The sequence below is a fragment of the Flavobacterium gelatinilyticum genome, assembly GCF_027111295.1.
Taxonomy (GTDB): Bacteria; Bacteroidota; Bacteroidia; order Flavobacteriales; family Flavobacteriaceae; genus Flavobacterium; species Flavobacterium gelatinilyticum.
In genome coordinates this window covers 1,589,762-1,603,424 of record NZ_CP114287.1, presented here as the reverse complement: position 1 = coordinate 1,603,424, position 13,663 = coordinate 1,589,762, and the positions used below count along the sequence as shown (strand labels likewise).

Genomic DNA, 13,663 nt, shown 5'->3' with positions numbered 1-13,663 from the left:
ATTTGGTTAATCGTTTAATTGTATAATCGATGAACCAGTATTTGATTTTTCTTTTTTGATATTTTAAAGGAAACATTTTTACGGTTAAACAGTTAAACAAATTAACGATTAAACGTATAAACGATTAAACTTTGCTTTCCAATGCTTTCATTACATCAACTAAAACCTGTACACTTTCGATTGGCATAGCGTTGTAAATAGAAGCTCTGTATCCTCCCACAGAACGGTGTCCTGGTAATCCTGAAATTCCGGCTTCTTTCCATAAAGCGTCAAACGCTGCGGTATGGTCTGGGTTTGTAAGCAGGAAAGTTACGTTCATATTAGAGCGGTCTTCTACATTTGCAGCACCTTTAAATAATGGGTTTCTGTCGATTTCAGAATAAAGCAGTTCTGCTTTGGCGTTGTTTAATTTTTCGATAGCACTAATTCCGCCTTTTTCTTTGATCCATTGTAAAGTTAAAAGAGAAACATAAACAGCAAATACAGATGGAGTATTGTACATGCTTTCTGCTTTAATATGTTTAGCGTAATCTAACATACTAGGAATTGTTCTTCCGTTTTTGCCTAAGATTTCCTCTTTAACTACTACTAAAGTAGTTCCTGCAGGTCCCATATTTTTTTGAGCTCCGGCGTAGATTAAATCAAATTTTGAGAAGTCTAATTCGCGTGAAAAAATATCAGAACTCATATCGCATACAACCGGAATATTAGTTGATGGGAATTCTTTTATTTGAGTTCCAAAAATGGTATTGTTACTTGTACAGTGAAAATAATCAGCATCAGCCGGTATTTCATATCCTTTAGGAACATAAGTATAATTGTCTTCTTTTGAAGAAGCTACGACAACTGTTTCTCCAAAAAGTTTCGCTTCTTTGATTGCTGCAGTTGCCCACGTTCCTGAATCTAAATAAGCTGCTTTTCCGTTTTCTTTCAATAAGTTATAGGGTGCCATTAAGAATGCTGTACTTGCACCACCTTGTAAAAATAAAGCCTGATAACCTTTTCCCTGAAGTCCTAATAATTCTAAAGCAAGGGAACGAGCTTCCTCCATAACAGCAACGAAATCTTTGCTTCGGTGCGAGATTTCAAGGATAGATAACCCTGAATCATTAAAATTTAAAATTGCTTTTGATGCCTTCTCAAAAACTTCCTGAGGTAAAATACTTGGTCCTGCGCTGTAGTTGTGTTTTTTCATGGTTTTTGTTAATAGTCGAAAATTTTAAAGACGCAAATTTCGGTAATAAGAGACGAAAAAGCGTTAAAATATTCGAAATAATTAAACATTTTATCACTTTGTTGTTAACAAAAACGTTATAGTATCGACATTATCTGCATAATCCCACAATTGCGGTTTTTGGGTTTTTCCAAATGCTGTGCTGTTTGGTATAAAATCGCGGCTTACGATACACTGAATTTGATCCTGATCTGAAGCAAGACGTTCTGTAAGTTCTTCTATGCTGTCGTAATATTCATAAAAAACGCTCGAGATAGGAGAGGCGTAGCTTGTATCTTCTTTTAAGGTCAGGAACCCGTTGTCGATAAGTTTAAAATTGCTCATTAAAAAAACCGCTTTGTTATAGTCGTAATTATTTGCATATTTCTCATATTTAATAACGTCCTGATATTTAAAAACGGCTTGAAAAAAGTCATCAAAAGAATAGTCTTTCGGAACAAAAAGTTTGGAAACATTACGACATCCTAAACCAAAATATCTAAAAATATCTTCACCCAAAGATTCTAATTCTTCTTTGGTTTCTTTTCCGGTTAAAATTGCAGCCGAATTTCGGTTTTTGCGGATAATAGAAGGTTTGTCTTTAAAATAATATTCAAAATATCGGGCTGTATTGTTGCTGCCGGTTGCAATTACGGCGTCGAAATTTTCCAGCTTTCCTTCAACAAAAGTGATTTTATCTTTGAAATTTTCATCAACAGCAATTAGATATTTCGCCAGAAACGGTAGTAAATGCTGGTCGTTTGACGAAGTTTTGATTAATGCTTTGCTGCCGGTTATTAAAACCGATAAGAAATCGTGAAAACCTACGAGCGGAATATTTCCTGCCAGTATTAAAGCAACAGTTTTAGAATTATCATTGTTGTCGTCAATTGAATAAGCCGAGAGCCATTTGCTGATGTTTTCTTCTGTCAAAGCTTCGGCCCAGGACTGTACAGAAAAATAAACCTGCTCCGGCGTGTACCAGCCGTTATGGGATTGCGATAAATGAATCAGCTTTTCGAAATCATCAAAAAAGAGGTCATTATATAAGACGTCAGATTTCTTTGCAGAGGTTCCTTCAGAAAACTGACTTAAAAATTTTCCTAATTCAACAAAAACACTTTTTTTTGTTTCTAATGTCATAATGTTTGCTTATGAATTGTTTTGATTGTAATTTTGCACAAAAATAAGCTATATTACGTTATTAAGGCAAAGCAGATTGAAATCTTTGATATTTTAGCTTAAAACCTGATAACTTTTAACATGTAACGAACAAAAAAGATGGCAATAATTATAACTGACGAGTGTATAAATTGTGGGGCCTGCGAGCCAGAGTGCCCAAATACAGCAATATATGAAGGAGCAGATGACTGGAGATATAAAGACGGAACAAGTCTTTCCGGGACTATAGTTTTACCTGACGGAACTGAGGTTGATGCTGAAGAAGCACAGACTCCAATTTCTGATGAAATCTATTATATCGTTCCTGGAAAGTGTACAGAGTGTAAAGGTTTTCACGATGAACCTCAATGTGCTGCTGTCTGCCCGGTTGATTGTTGTGTGCCAGACGACAATCATGTAGAAGATGAGGAAACTTTATTAGATAGACAAGCATTCTTGCATAACGAGTAAGAATTTGCTTTAAAATTTAAAAAATCCTGAGTTTAACTCAGGATTTTTTTTTGCCCTGATATCAGGTATTTTTAAAAGTTAGTATCTTGATAACGAATGTTTTATTTTTTGGGTGTTGCTTTATTATTAAAAAATTAATACTTTAGTTGAAAAAAAAACAATGCCTATGAGGAAATTGGTACTTTTATTTGTCGTATTACTGAATGCGAGTGTTTTCGCGCAAAACGAGGAATATTCTATTGTTGTAAAAGATATAGAAACGCTTTTGCCTATCGAAAACGCAACTGTTGTGATCTTAAAAACCAAGCAGATTTTAACCAGCAATAAAGAAGGTAAAGTTACTTTTGTACTGAGCGGGGCTTCGAATGTAGAAGTTTCTGAAACCAATTACGAAAGTTTAACCACACGCTGGGCTTCTTTAAAAGAAAATGGTTTTGTTGTTTATCTGAATAACAAGAACAATAAACTGGATGAAATTGTCTTGTCGAAACAATCTCCGCAAAAAGTACTTCAAAAAATTGTTTCAAATTCAGCTCATAAACTGGCTTCGTCTTATCGATTAAAAGTATATGTAAGAGAGTTTTTTATGCTTGATAATAAATACTCCTATTATAATGACGGACTTGTAAATTTTCAGTTTGACGGAAAAGCGGCAACCACGCTTTTGGTAGAACAAAACAGATCGTATGGTCTACTTGAAACAGATGTAAGTTCTGATTTAAGAGGTTACGATCTCAATAATATAATGGGAAATTATACCGATTTGAAATATTTTGATCCGCTTTTGGATCCAAAAGCTAAAAAGGAGTATGATTTTATCATAAAAGGCCATGCCAAGAATAGTGATTATTATGTGATGACTATTGTTCCTCTTGACAAAGCAAAGGAAGCAATCGATAATTTTGAAGTGATTTATGATCCGGAAAAGAAACTTATTGTGGAGTTTTCTATTGATGTAAGACCTCAGAACCTGGATAAACTTGAAGAGAAAACGGCAGAAAATTCAAAAAATATGACGAAGTCGTTTATAAAGGTAGATTACAGACTTGACGGAGAGGATTATTATTTATTGAGTTCAAATGAAGAAATAGCCTATAATCTGGTTAAAAAAGAAGGGATTAAAAAAATTCATGTTAGAAATAGTTTTACCACAACCAATTTCAACAGACAAAATTTTACATATAAAGAAAGTGATGTTTTCAAAGAGAAATCACTCTTTAATAAAAAGAACAAGATCATGACCAATTACTGGGATATTTCGGGATTTGTGGCTACCGATGAAGAAAAAGCCATCATCGCCTCTTTAGATTTTAAATTGTAATTATATAAAAACGGAAAAATCCTGAGTTTTGGCTCAGGATTTTTTATTTTAAAGAATATTGATTTAGAAATTAAATCCAAGTCTTGCGTAGTAATAAGCACCGTTAAATCCCATTTGCACAGCATCCCAATATCCTCCGGCTTCAACCCAGTCGTCCTGCTGATCCGGATAAATATTAAGTAAGTTGTTGGCTCCAATACTCAGTTTAGTCGATTTAGAAAGTTTGAATCCTAAAGTCAAATCGGTTACGATTTTAGCTCCATATGTATCTGTTGCGGCTCTCTTTTGGTTTTCGAAAACCTGCGCATCTGTTTCTGTCGGTGACGTTCTGTAATCTTCCGGATCTTCATCCATTTGATAATCCAGTAATTTAACTTCGCTGAATCGTGTAAAAGCTAATCCGGCATCAAACCATTTTCGGCCGTAATTAAGGTTTAAAGCAAATTTATTAGGCGGGGCAGAAGCTAGTAGAAATGCTTTGTCGCGTTCTCCAAAAAATGTATTCGCCGGCAGCGAACCATTCTTTATTTTATCAATTTTCATATCATTAATATTTCCTACAAGAGCAGCACTAAACCTATTTTCGTTAATGTTCTTTTTCCATGATACTACCACATCCAGACCTGTAGTTTTGGTGTCAACTCCGTTTACGAAAAACTGAGCTTTGTCTACATTGGTTCCTAAAGCTGTTGCATCAAAATATCCTGTAAGTACAATTCTGTCTTTTACATTAATTAAATAACCGTCGACAGTTGCGGTAAAATCGCCAAAATTAGCTGTAAAACCCAATGAAGCATTTAAGGCTTTTTCTTCATTTAATTTCTGGATTCCAAAAGCTCGTGTTATTTCGCTGTCATTTGGAGCCAGCAAAACCTCTGTAGCACCTCCAGAACTAAAGTTAGTGAAACGTAAATTGTAATAAATCTGAGCTAAAGATGGGGCGCGGAAACCGGTACTTACAGAACCTCTTAAATTAATTTTGTCTGTAATTTTAAGTCGGGATGCTAACTTTCCGTTTACTGTACTTCCAAAATCACTATAATTTTCATAACGAACAGCACCGCTTACCATTAAAGACTGAGTAATATCCAGTTCGGCATCTGTATATAAGGAGAAGTTTGTGCGGTTTTTGTTGACTTCATTTGCCGGGCTGTAACCCGGAAATCCCTGAGAACCTCCCGGTCTTGAAATTGTTGGCGATGAATCAGGATCTGCAGGGTCATAATCCGGATTAGGAATTGTTGGTGCACTTTGGGTTGTTGGGTCTGTAATAGGAACTCCGTTTGTGTCGTATGTTGCATAAGAACCTTCTTCTCCTGCGAAAATTTCAAATTTCTCGATTCTGAATTCGGTACCAAAAGCTAAATTTAAACCACCCAGAATATCGCCGTAATTTTTAGAAACGTCAAAATTGGTTGTATTTTGAAGCAGACTATGACCTCCGGCATCAAATTCTGTTGGTGATTTTTCTTCAAGAGAAGCATTCAAAGTTCCTTTGATATCGTAGCTGAATTTATTTTTTCCTAAAGTATTACTGAAATCAAATTTCCAGCCTCCTCCGGATTCGGTTCTGATTCCGGCCGCCACCGAATTATCATTTATTTTAGAAGTAATTCTTGGAGTATAACCGCCCGGATAGATTTCTTCTACAACTCTTTCACCGTCATTTCTGGTAAAAGCATACGCATCAGTATCTCTGAAATTGCTTCCGCCAAAAACATATAATTCTGTTTTATCAGCAATAGGAACAGCAAAATTTACAAATAAGTTTACGCCCTTCATTTCGGCTTCACCAAAACCTTTTCTAAAGTCAAATCCCGGACGAAGTGTTTTATTTTTGTTTAAAAATTCTCCGGTTACATTTACATAACCGCCTTTTGTACCTACAGGAACTCCGTAATTGGCCGCTACTTTTACAGAACCGCCGTCAAAATCCTGATTTTTTCCAAATGAATTTCCAAATCCTTTCTGGTCTAATCTGTAGCCTTTTGTATTGGCAGTTCCTTCAGGAAAATCGCCTTTGGCATCTGTATTAAAAGCACCATAGGTTATGGCACCTGTAAATTCTTTTACATTGTCATTAGTCACAATATTAATAACCCCGGCAATAGCATCTGAACCGTATTGTGCGGCGGCACCGTCTCTCAGAATTTCAATTCTTTTAATAGAAGCAGCAGGAATCGCGTTTAAATCTGTTCCGGTATTACCGCGTCCGCGGGTTCCAAATAGATTAATTAAAGAAGATTGATGCCTTCTTTTTCCGTTAATTAAAACCAATGTCTGGTCAGGTCCCATTCCTCTTAAAGAAGCAGGATCAACGTGATCGGCACCATCAGAACCGGATTGTTTGTTGGCATTGAATGAAGGGGCGGCGTATTGCAGAAGTTCATTGATTTCAAGTTTTCCGCTTTGCGTAGTAACATCTTTTACGTTGATTACATCAATAGGAACGGCAGAATCTACAACGGTTCTTTTTGCACTTCTGGAACCTACGACTACAACATCGCTTAAAATCTGGCCCCCGCTTTCATCTAAAATCACACTGATTTTTTCTCCCGAGGTGGCTTTTTCTACCGTCGAAAATCCTACGTAGCTGAAAACCAATGTTGCGCCATCTTTTACTTTTATTCTAAAACCACCTTCAAAATCGGTTGATACACCATTTGAAGTCCCTTTTTCGACAATGTTTACACCTGGAAGCGGATTACCACTCTTGTCTTTTACGACGCCCGAGACTTCTTTTTGAGCAAAAAGAAACGCTGAATTCAGCAGAAATAAAAATAATGCAATCTTTTTCATGGTTATTGGTTTTTTTGGTTTGTTTTTTGTTGTAAGTTTTTATAAAATTACTATTTTTTAACAAAAACTTAATAAAAAGTTTAAAAATTTTTAAGAATAACCTTAAAATTATATTAATGCACATTTTTACTTCGCTCACGAGGTATTAAATCTTATATTTGCAAAATTTTAAAGCCAAAAAATAGCATTTTGGCAGAAACCAAACAAAACACGTAAATCATAATTCATTAAATTACAAGGTTTAATGTCTGGGCCAGATAAAAAATGGCCGACTAAAAATAAATAGAAACAACAGATGAAAGCAGGAATTGTAGGATTACCAAATGTTGGAAAATCAACATTATTTAATTGTTTATCTAATGCAAAAGCGCAGAGTGCTAACTTTCCGTTTTGTACAATCGAACCTAATATTGGTGTTGTAAACGTTCCGGATCCAAGAATCAATAAACTGGAAGAATTGGTAAAACCAGAGCGTGTACAAATGGCAACCGTAGATATCGTAGATATTGCAGGTTTGGTAAAAGGAGCAAGTAAAGGTGAAGGTCTTGGAAACCAGTTTTTAGGAAATATTAGAGAGTGTAATGCAATCATTCACGTTTTACGTTGTTTTGATAATGATAATATTGTACACGTTGACGGAAACGTAAACCCAATTCGTGACAAAGAAACAATCGACATCGAATTGCAGTTGAAAGACTTGGAAACTGTTGAAAAGCGTTTAGAAAAAGTAAAACGTGCTGCAAAAACAGGAAATAAAGAAGCTCAGGCAGAAGAGGCTTTATTGAACAGAATTAGAGAAGCTTTGCTGCAGGCAAAATCAGCAAGAACAATCGTGCCTCAAAATCAGGATGAAGAAGTTTTATTAGAAAGCTTTCAGTTAATTACAGCTAAACCGGTTTTATACGTTTGTAACGTAGACGAAAGTTCTGCAGTAAGCGGAAACAAATATGTAGATCAGGTTCGTGAATTAGTAAAAGATGAAGAAGCTGAAGTTATCGTACTTTCAGTAGGAGCAGAGGCTGATATTACAGAATTAGAAAGTTACGAAGAGCGTCAGGTTTTCTTAGAAGATATGGGATTAGAAGAGCCGGGAGCTTCGGTTTTAATTCGTGCAGCTTACAAATTATTAAAACAGCAGACTTACTTTACAGCTGGTGTAAAAGAAGTTCGTGCCTGGACAATCAATATTGGAGCTACAGCACCGCAAGCTGCGGGAGTTATCCATACCGATTTTGAAAAAGGATTTATCCGTGCCGAAGTTATTTCTTATGATGATTACGTCCAGTATGGTTCTGAAGCTAAAGCAAAAGAAGCCGGAAAATTTAGAGTAGAAGGAAAAGAATATATAGTAAAAGATGGTGATGTAATGCATTTCCGTTTTAACGTATAATCTTTTTTTAGATAATAGAATAAAGAAGAAAGAGAAAAGAAAAACTGCTGGAGAAATTCAGCAGTTTTTTTTTAGAGCATAGAGAAAAGAAGAAAGAAAATAGATAAATGTTGTCAAATTCTCTTTGTCGAGCTTGGCGAGTTCTTCTCTAGAAGTCTTGGAATCAATTAGGAAGATAAAAAAGTAATAATAAAAATCCGTTTAAATCCGCGCTTTCGCGATAGTGAATCAGTAAAATCCACGGACTATTTTCAGCAAACATTTTTTTTGGCTTAAAAATTGGTTAGTCAAAAATTAACCAATTACAAATTTAAATAACCTAATAAAAATGCTGAAAAAATCTCTTAAATTTTTGGGCTGGACCCTTTTCGGAATTGTTACTTTCCTTGTTTTATATGTGCTTTCGGTTTATCTGATTTCGAAAGTTACTGTTAATTCAAATGCTGATTTTATAAAAGAACAAAAAACAGTTCCAATCTACATTCTCACAAACGGAGTGCATACTGATATTGTAGTTCCTGTTAAAAACGAAATAAAAGACTGGCGAAATGAAATTCAGTTCAGTCAGACACAATCAAAAGATTCATTAATGAATTATATTGCTTTTGGCTGGGGTGATAAAGGATTTTATCTGGATACGCCTGAATGGTCTGACTTAAAGGTAAGTACGGCTTGCAGAGCGGCATTTGGAATCAGCACATCGGCCATGCATACTACTTTTTTTAAACACCTGAAAGAAGGCGAAGACTGCAAACGAATTTTGATTTCAAAAGAAAATTATCAGAAACTGGTAACGTATATTTCAAATAGTTTCAGCGATCCGGTTCATCCGCAATGGATTGAGGGACACAGCTACGGCAAAAAAGATGCTTTTTATGAAGCTGTGGGAAGTTACAGCCTTTTTTATACCTGTAATACCTGGGCGAATAATGCCTTAAAAGCGGCGAATCAAAAAGCAAGTTTGTGGACGGTTTATGATAAAGGAATTTTTTGTCATTACCAATAAGAGTCAAAATGAAAAAGGTAATTTTCATTTTAGCAATAATTGGAACAATTGTTTCTTGTAAAAAAGCTGATGCTGCGATAACAGAAATTTGCGATGGTTGTTTAACTTTTAATTTTGAAAATCCACAACCGGTTAATGATTCTGAATTAAGAGGATTTCCATCTAAATTTAAAGGATTATACATGAATAGCGATTCTACTTATATTAGAATTGAAGAAGACAGGATTTTAAGGGAAAATTTTTATAAATTTAAAATACATAAAAATTTTCTGGACAGTTTAAAACAAGAATTCGATTTTATTGATAATCAATTAATCAATAAAAAAACTCATGAAAAATGGTTGTATACAAAAAAAGGTGATTCGTTAGAATTATCAAATACATATATTGATACTTTATTTAGATTTTCACTTAATGAGAAAGCAAAACGGATTGACGGTCAATTAGTTTTAAGTTCAAAAGATTCCATATTTTGGAACATCAAAACAATAGCTTTGGAAAAAAATATACTTAAAATTAAACATATTTATTTGCGTGAAGATTTAATTAAGCTTGATTCAATTACCAAGATTAAGGGTAAACAATTAGATTCAACAACGTATTTAATAAAACCAACACGACGTGAATTCAAAAAAATATTGAAAATAAAAAATTTAGGAACAGATCAAGAGTACGATAGGCTTCATTAACATGGAAAAAATATAAAATCTGTTTAAAAATCAAGAATTCAGGATTTTTCATTATTGCGTAAATTTGAGTGTAACTCAAAAATCAGCGAAATGAGAATCAAAAATATTTTTTCAAAAACATGGTTTCTTTTAAAGAATACATTTTTAGAATTCAACGATGATAATGCCATAAAACTGAGCGCTGCACTATCTTATTATACCATATTTGCACTGCCTCCTTTGTTAATTATTATCATTACAATCTGTGGTTTTTTCTTTGGGGAAGAAGCAGTTACAGGTCAGTTATATGGACAAATAAATGGGTTGGTCGGAAATGGGGCTGCTACGCAGATTCAGGAAGCTATTAAAAATGTGGAATTGTCGGGGAATAATATTTTTGCTACAGTATTTGGAGTTGTAATGCTTTTAATTGGTGCTTCCGGGGTTTTTGCAGAAATTCAGAGTTCCATTAATTTTATTTGGGGACTTCGCGCAAAACCGGATAAAGGCGTTAGAAAATTTATACAAAATAGATTAATGTCATTTTCTATGATTGCATCTGTTGGTTTTTTAATGATTGTGAGTTTATTTGTCAATACGATATTAGATTTGATGAGTGCGCGTTTAAAAATGTATTTTCCCGAAAGTACTGTTTATCTGTTCTACGTTGTAAACATAGTGATAGTATTGGCCAGTATAACGCTTTTATTTACTATAATCTTTAGAACTTTACCAGACGGGAAAATCAGGTGGAAAGATGCCATTATAGGGTCCAGCGTTACTGCTGTACTTTTTATGATTGGTAAATTTGCCATCGGATTTTATTTAGGCAGTTCTACAGTAGCTTCAGTTTACGGTGCTGCCGGATCTGTAATCATTATTTTAGTTTGGGTGTATTATTCCGCAATTATTCTTTACTTTGGAGCAGAATTTACTAAAGTCTATGCAAAATCGTACGGAGGGAAAATTTATCCAAATGAGTATTCCGTAGAGATTGCAAAAGAGGTTTATGAGATCGAAAATGTAACACCACATTCAACATAAGAACGACTAACACACGAAAATCATGAAAATAATTGCATTTGGAGGAAGTAACAGCACACAATCAATCAATAAGCGTTTGGCAGCTTACGCAGCAGGTTTATTTGAGAATGCCGATATTGAAGTTTTGGATTTAAACGACTTTGCAATGCCGGTTTTCAGTGTTGATTTAGAGAAAGAAGTTGGTCAGCATGAAATTGCAAAAGCTTTTTTGAACAAACTAAAAGAGGCCGACATTCTGGTTGTTTCGATGGCGGAAAATAATGGAAATTATTCTGTTGCTTTCAAGAACGTTTTTGACTGGAGTTCCCGTATCGAAAAAGACGTTTTTCAGCACAAACCAATGTTATTGCTTGCAACTTCTCCGGGTGGAAGAGGAGGTTCTTCTGTTTTAGGAATTGCTCAGAATCTTTTTCCGCGTTATGGTGCAGAAATTAAAGGTTCTTTCTCTTTGCCTTCTTTCAATTCAAATTTTGATTTACAAGAAAACAAAATTTCAAATCCTGAATTAGACCAGCAGTTAAAAGATATTATCAAATCAAGTTTTTAAGTCGATGCCAATAAAAAAGATTTCTTCTATACTCCTTTTTTTAAATGTTATTTTCCTGAATTTTACTTTCGCACAAAAGCCGGGCGAAGTTGATAAAATTGTGGCAAAATATCCTAAAAGCTTTAGTACAACAGAAAAATTAGCAGAAAAAATACAAAGCGATTTTAGTTCTGACTATGATAAAGCACGTGCCATTTACAGCTGGATTGCTTTTAACTTAAAATACGATTACAATGCCTATTTGAATCCGCCAAAAGTACAGGGCTTTAGTTATTCAAGTGAAGCCGAGAAACAGCGAAAAATAAAACAGCTGAATGATAATCTGATTCAAAAAGCTTTTAAATCTCAAAAAGCCGTTTGTGAAGGCTTTACAGCTTTGTATCAGCATTTGGCTGAACAAGTTGGATTAAAATGCGAAATAGTTAAAGGAGATTCAAAAACGCGCCTGGCTGACATTGGCCGAAAAAACACTTCTTCCAATCATGCCTGGAATATGGTTTTGATTGATAAAAAATGGCGTCTTATTGATGTAACCTGGGGACAGGGGTATTATGACAGCAGTAAAGGCCGAATGGTGAATGATTTTAATCCTGTCTATTTTGATACAGATCCGCATTATTTCTTTGCTAAACATTATCCAGATTCCGGAACTTTTCTGGGCGACAGAATCAGTAAAAATGATTTCTTAAACGGTCCGCTGATTTACAATACTACTATTGAAAACGACAATAAAATTAAATCCCCTGATTCGGGTATAATTGAAGCAAAAAACGGTGATAAAATTACGGTTGAAATAAAAAATGTGTCCAAATCAGATCAGGTTTTTTATCTAAACAGAAAGAATCAGCCGGTTAAAGTTTTGAACCCAAAGGAGAAACGAGGCGGTTTAGAATTTCAAATTCCTGTAGATAATAATTTAGGGGAATACGTTACGGTTTTTGTAGATACCAATAGTATTGTTTCTTTTAAAATAGTTTCGAAGTAATTTTTTCAGTTTAAAATCTATGATAATTAAGAAAATTGCATTTGTATTTCTTTTTTTGAATGTAGGTTTTATAACTTCATCTTATTCTCAAAAATATAATGCTATTGACAGTATTATATTGAAGTATCCTCATTTTGGCAATCCTGAAAAATTAGCAGAAAGAATTCAGAAAGACTTTATTTCTGAACATGATAAAGCACGGGCGATTTATAGCTGGATTGCGCTGAATTTGAATTATGATGTCAAAACTTATTTAGATCCGCCAAAGCAAAAAACGTATAAATTTAAGACTGAAGCCGAATGGGCTAAGAAAAAGCAATTATTGAATGCGAAGACTATTCAGAAAACATTCAATTCTAAAAAAGCAGTTTGTGAAGGTTTTGCACTTTTGTATGAATATCTAGCAACGCTAAGCGGATTGAAATGCCAAACAATAGTAGGTGACTCTAAAACATTATTGAATGATATTGGAAGAAAAAGATTAAGATCAAACCACGCATGGAATACTGTTCAAATAAATGGAAAATGGATATTGCTTGATGTCACATGGGGTAACGGATTCTACAATGAAAAACGCAAAGTTGTAATCAAGGAATTTACTCCGATTTATTTTGATATGAATCCGGATTATTTTTATGCCAAACATTTTCCTGAGAATGCCATGTATTCTGGTAACACAGGAAATAGAGAAGCATTTTTAAACGGTCCTATTCTCTATGATGGATTTTTTATGGCAGAAGCTAAAGTTTTATTTCCATTTTCAGGAATAATTCAGGCAAATGACGGTGATAAAATGACCTTCAAATTTAAGAATGTTTCGAGGCTGGATTATCTTTTCTATTTAAATAAAAAAGAAGAACAGATTATGATTGAAAATGCCAAAGAAGAAGATGGTGTTTTGGAATTTCAGATAACTTATGATAAAAAAATGGGCAGATTTATTACTTTTTTTCTCTTTGACAAAACTTTTGCCACATTTAAAATAGTTCATAAATAACGTAAAAGAATCCGTTTTCATAAGAATTTTTGTCTTTTATGAAATTGCCGTACCTTAGCAG

General features: G+C 34.3%; 12 protein-coding genes. 9 read left to right on the top strand and 3 right to left on the bottom strand.

Features of this window, described 5'->3' with window-relative positions; all coding sequences use genetic code 11:
• Nucleotides 1-124: 124 nt before the first annotated feature.
• Together serC and OZP11_RS06870 are read right to left on the bottom strand one after the other, a co-directional pair.
• Nucleotides 125-1,195: a 3-phosphoserine/phosphohydroxythreonine transaminase gene (serC, locus tag OZP11_RS06875; RefSeq protein ID WP_281234485.1), complete on the bottom strand. Its 1,071-nt coding sequence runs from the start codon at nucleotides 1,193-1,195 to the stop codon at nucleotides 125-127.
• A 93-nt stretch (nucleotides 1,196-1,288) separates the two neighbouring features.
• Nucleotides 1,289-2,356: an acyl-CoA reductase gene (locus OZP11_RS06870; protein ID WP_281234484.1), complete on the bottom strand. Its 1,068-nt coding sequence runs from the start codon at nucleotides 2,354-2,356 to the stop codon at nucleotides 1,289-1,291.
• A 138-nt stretch (nucleotides 2,357-2,494) separates the two neighbouring features.
• Here OZP11_RS06870 and OZP11_RS06865 point away from each other — a divergent pair, with 138 nt between their 5' ends.
• A complete protein-coding gene (locus OZP11_RS06865) occupies nucleotides 2,495-2,845 on the top strand; it encodes a 4Fe-4S dicluster domain-containing protein (protein ID WP_281234483.1) in 351 nt (116 codons plus the stop codon).
• Nucleotides 2,846-3,011: 166 nt separating this feature from the next.
• Nucleotides 3,012-4,166, top strand: a complete 1,155-nt coding sequence (locus tag OZP11_RS06860) for a hypothetical protein (RefSeq protein ID WP_281234482.1) — start codon at nucleotides 3,012-3,014, stop codon at nucleotides 4,164-4,166.
• 63 nt (nucleotides 4,167-4,229) lie between these two features.
• Here the strand turns inward: OZP11_RS06860 and OZP11_RS06855 are convergent, their stop codons facing one another.
• Nucleotides 4,230-6,965, bottom strand: coding sequence for a TonB-dependent receptor (locus OZP11_RS06855; protein WP_281234481.1), 2,736 nt, complete (start codon nucleotides 6,963-6,965; stop codon nucleotides 4,230-4,232).
• A 295-nt stretch (nucleotides 6,966-7,260) separates the two neighbouring features.
• Between OZP11_RS06855 and ychF the strand changes: the two genes are divergently transcribed.
• The 7 genes from ychF (at nucleotide 7,261) to OZP11_RS06820 (ending at nucleotide 13,602) form a co-directional block, all read left to right on the top strand.
• Nucleotides 7,261-8,355: a redox-regulated ATPase YchF gene (ychF, locus tag OZP11_RS06850; RefSeq protein WP_281234480.1), complete on the top strand. Its 1,095-nt coding sequence runs from the start codon at nucleotides 7,261-7,263 to the stop codon at nucleotides 8,353-8,355.
• A 328-nt stretch (nucleotides 8,356-8,683) separates the two neighbouring features.
• Entirely contained in the window at nucleotides 8,684-9,361 is a 678-nt protein-coding gene (locus OZP11_RS06845; protein ID WP_281234479.1) for a TIGR02117 family protein, read from the top strand.
• Between the two features lie 8 nt (nucleotides 9,362-9,369).
• Nucleotides 9,370-10,050, top strand: coding sequence for a hypothetical protein (locus OZP11_RS06840; protein ID WP_281234478.1), 681 nt, complete (start codon nucleotides 9,370-9,372; stop codon nucleotides 10,048-10,050).
• 90 nt (nucleotides 10,051-10,140) lie between these two features.
• Nucleotides 10,141-11,073, top strand: a complete 933-nt coding sequence (locus OZP11_RS06835; protein ID WP_281234477.1) for a YihY/virulence factor BrkB family protein — start codon at nucleotides 10,141-10,143, stop codon at nucleotides 11,071-11,073.
• Nucleotides 11,074-11,095: 22 nt separating this feature from the next.
• Nucleotides 11,096-11,620: an NADPH-dependent FMN reductase gene (locus OZP11_RS06830; RefSeq protein WP_281234476.1), complete on the top strand. Its 525-nt coding sequence runs from the start codon at nucleotides 11,096-11,098 to the stop codon at nucleotides 11,618-11,620.
• Nucleotides 11,621-11,624: 4 nt separating this feature from the next.
• Entirely contained in the window at nucleotides 11,625-12,605 is a 981-nt protein-coding gene (locus tag OZP11_RS06825; protein ID WP_281234475.1) for a transglutaminase domain-containing protein, read from the top strand.
• A 19-nt stretch (nucleotides 12,606-12,624) separates the two neighbouring features.
• Complete coding sequence (locus OZP11_RS06820; protein WP_281234474.1) at nucleotides 12,625-13,602, top strand: transglutaminase domain-containing protein; 978 nt, start codon at nucleotides 12,625-12,627, stop codon at nucleotides 13,600-13,602.
• Nucleotides 13,603-13,663 lie beyond the last annotated feature (61 nt).

Excerpts from the sequence above, each read along its gene's own strand:
- serC (WP_281234485.1), bottom strand. The coding sequence starts at position 1,195 with ATGAAAAAACACAACTACAGCGCAGGACCAAGTATTTTACCTCAGGAA.
- OZP11_RS06870 (WP_281234484.1), bottom strand. The coding sequence starts at position 2,356 with ATGACATTAGAAACAAAAAAAAGTGTTTTTGTTGAATTAGGAAAATTT.
- OZP11_RS06865 (WP_281234483.1), top strand. The coding sequence starts at position 2,495 with ATGGCAATAATTATAACTGACGAGTGTATAAATTGTGGGGCCTGCGAG.
- OZP11_RS06860 (WP_281234482.1), top strand. The coding sequence starts at position 3,012 with ATGAGGAAATTGGTACTTTTATTTGTCGTATTACTGAATGCGAGTGTT.
- OZP11_RS06855 (WP_281234481.1), bottom strand. The coding sequence starts at position 6,965 with ATGAAAAAGATTGCATTATTTTTATTTCTGCTGAATTCAGCGTTTCTT.
- ychF (WP_281234480.1), top strand. The coding sequence starts at position 7,261 with ATGAAAGCAGGAATTGTAGGATTACCAAATGTTGGAAAATCAACATTA.
- OZP11_RS06845 (WP_281234479.1), top strand. The coding sequence starts at position 8,684 with ATGCTGAAAAAATCTCTTAAATTTTTGGGCTGGACCCTTTTCGGAATT.
- OZP11_RS06840 (WP_281234478.1), top strand. The coding sequence starts at position 9,370 with ATGAAAAAGGTAATTTTCATTTTAGCAATAATTGGAACAATTGTTTCT.
- OZP11_RS06835 (WP_281234477.1), top strand. The coding sequence starts at position 10,141 with ATGAGAATCAAAAATATTTTTTCAAAAACATGGTTTCTTTTAAAGAAT.
- OZP11_RS06830 (WP_281234476.1), top strand. The coding sequence starts at position 11,096 with ATGAAAATAATTGCATTTGGAGGAAGTAACAGCACACAATCAATCAAT.
- OZP11_RS06825 (WP_281234475.1), top strand. The coding sequence starts at position 11,625 with ATGCCAATAAAAAAGATTTCTTCTATACTCCTTTTTTTAAATGTTATT.
- OZP11_RS06820 (WP_281234474.1), top strand. The coding sequence starts at position 12,625 with ATGATAATTAAGAAAATTGCATTTGTATTTCTTTTTTTGAATGTAGGT.